The organism is Pseudomonas edaphica (genome assembly GCF_005863185.1).
Taxonomy (GTDB): Bacteria; Pseudomonadota; Gammaproteobacteria; order Pseudomonadales; family Pseudomonadaceae; genus Aquipseudomonas; species Aquipseudomonas edaphica.
Genome location: NZ_VBVZ01000795.1, coordinates 1 through 2,435 on the forward strand (window position 1 = coordinate 1; position 2,435 = coordinate 2,435).

Annotated in this window: 3 protein-coding genes; 2 read left to right on the forward strand and 1 reads right to left on the reverse strand. The window is 56.6% G+C overall.

Features of this window, described 5'->3' with window-relative positions:
- Positions 1 to 535 (reverse strand): amino acid permease (locus tag FEM54_RS30560; RefSeq protein ID WP_138454065.1); only part of this gene is annotated, 535 nt, incomplete at its 3' end.
- 647 nt (positions 536 to 1,182) lie between these two features.
- Here FEM54_RS30560 and FEM54_RS34210 point away from each other — a divergent pair.
- Entirely contained in the window at positions 1,183 to 1,320 is a 138-nt protein-coding gene (locus FEM54_RS34210; protein WP_003175756.1) for a hypothetical protein, read from the forward strand.
- A gap of 73 nt (positions 1,321 to 1,393) precedes the next feature.
- A complete protein-coding gene (locus FEM54_RS30565; RefSeq protein ID WP_017139165.1) occupies positions 1,394 to 2,353 on the forward strand; it encodes a M29 family metallopeptidase in 960 nt (319 codons plus the stop codon).
- Positions 2,354 to 2,435 lie beyond the last annotated feature (82 nt).

Sequence of the window (2,435 nt, forward strand, 5' to 3'; positions counted from 1 at the left end):
TGCCGCTGACCAGCAAATAGCTGCCCAGGGCAATCATGCCGACGATAGCCACGACTTTGATGATGGCGAACCAGAATTCGGCCTCACCGAAGACTTTGACGTTGGCCAGGTTGATCAGGTTGATCAATACGAAGAACGCCGCCGCCGAGACCCAGGTCGGGATCTCCGGCCACCAGTAGTGCACATACTTGCCGACCGCAGTCAGCTCCGACATGCCTACCAGGATGTACAAAATCCAGCAGTTCCAGCCCGACAGGAAGCCGGCGAAACCGCCCCAGTACTTATGGGCAAAGTGGCTGAAGGAACCGGCGACCGGCTCTTCGACGATCATTTCGCCGAGCTGGCGCATGATCATGAAGGCGATGAAGCCGCAGATGGCATAACCCAGGATCATCGAAGGGCCGGCGGATTTGAGCACGCCGGCCGAGCCCAGGAACAGGCCGGTGCCGATGGCGCCACCGAGGGCGATCAACTGGATATGCCGATTTTTCAGGCCGCGTTTCAGCTCGCCTGAAGAAGATTGGGGTCCACTCATGAAAAGGGTCTCACGCAAGGTTTGAGAATGTCGAATGCAGGTTGCTGCCTTGAATTACCGACTCAAGCAGCGCCGCTCAAACCCCAGCGCAGGCACCAGGAGTACAGCGTCTTTCTAACGGTCATGCGTCACCTGTTTGTTTTTATCTGTGACGAAATCGAACCCGTCCGACTCGTGGCCGCACGGAGTGATCAGGGTGGGTAAACCCTGAGGTCTTGGCCTTTTGCGTGGATACGCAAGGGGGTCACAGTAAAACGCGGCGCATTGTACACCGCTCGACAGCTTCAGCACGCCCCAACAGAGTGCACACACCAAACTGTAAGCTAATCCTTACAGCTGGACGGCACTCAGTAACACCCGGACAAACTCGTAAATTAAACGTTACACCCCGGAAAACCAGCGTTACAGGCAGACTTTTTCGTCAGCTAACGGAAAACTGTCAGTGGGAAGTTTTTGAAAAATCGGTTCAGCCAATTTGCTGTTTTTTCTGGATAAAAAAACACACTGAAAAAACAGAAGAAAAAATTCAAATGAGACCGTGTCAATAAATATTTTGCATTTCCAAACACTCTCTCCTAGGTTCTTTCACTTGCCAGCGAAGCCCGTTGGCAAGCCGTTCTCAAACAACGTCCTCTAGGAGAAATACCATGCAAGCACTGGAAAACGACCTGGAAACCGAACTGCAACTCGACGATTGGTTTGAAGCGCCGACCCATGAGGCCGCCGTTGAAATGATGCAAGCCGATGCCGTCGTGCCCTTTGGCACTGCTATGTGGCCTTTCTAACACCCGGCAGGCATCCGGCAGGTGCTGTGCACGGCACCTGCCCCCTTACCCAAGGCACAGAAGGACACCCGTCATGGACAAGGCCCGCGCCGTCGAACACTTCCTCTACTACCTCGCACACCACCCGGCACTCAACGGCCTGAGCCGCCCGACGGTGTTGCTGGGCCATACCGAGCGCTACGACGCCATCGCCGAAGCAATCACCCACAGCAGCGCCGCACGCTTCAACTTCCAATGCCAGCGCCTGGACCTCACGCCCAGCGACACCCTGGCCCACGCCATCGAAGCCTGCGACCTGTACCTGTTTCTGTATGACTCTTCGACCCTGCCCAATCCACGTGCCGAAGGCCCGGATTTTATTCGCGCCCTGCAAGGCGTGATGGCCGAACACTGGAAGAAATCCCTGCTGTTCAAGGATTATGGCGACTATTTCTACGACACCTTCAGCGTCGAGCCGCAGCGCATCGCCGACCTCAACGCTACGCTGATCCGGCGCATGTCCCAGGCCAACGTGCTGAGCTTTACCGACAAACACGGCTCCCGCCTTGAGGCGCCGCTGAGCAGCATCAAGAAGTGGACCAATATCAACGGGGTCGGCAACCACGACCTGGCACCAGGCGAAATCGCCACCCACAGCGAAGCCATCAATGGCCAGGTGCGGTTTGTTGGCACCTTCCTCAGCACCATCCCGTTTGCGCGTAAGTACGGCGTGCTGCAATCACCGCTGGAGCTGTGGATCGAGAACTCGACGGTTTGCAGCGTGGCCAGCGAGGTGCCAGGGCTGGCGGACGACTTCAATAAATACCTGAATGCCAACCCGTCCAACCGCCGTGTGGAGGAATTGGGGATTGGCACCAACGAGGGCGTGAAAGACTTGTATGCACGCAATGCCGGCTTCGAGGAGCGCCATTGCGGGTTACACCTGGGCTTGGGCGGCGGGCAAAAAGGCAGCCATCACTTGGATTTGATCTTTGCCAGCGGGGTGTTGGCGCTGGATGACAAGCCGGTGTTTGATGGCAGATTTGCGTTCTAAACACACCTCGTTGAAACAAAGCGGATCCCTGTGGGAGCTGGCTTGCCTGCGATGCAGACACCTCGGTCCTTCAGTTGAACCG

Coding starts and splice junctions, on each gene's coding strand:
- FEM54_RS34210 (WP_003175756.1), top strand. CDS start 1,183: ATGCAAGCACTGGAAAACGACCTGGAAACCGAACTGCAACTCGACGAT.
- FEM54_RS30565 (WP_017139165.1), top strand. CDS start 1,394: ATGGACAAGGCCCGCGCCGTCGAACACTTCCTCTACTACCTCGCACAC.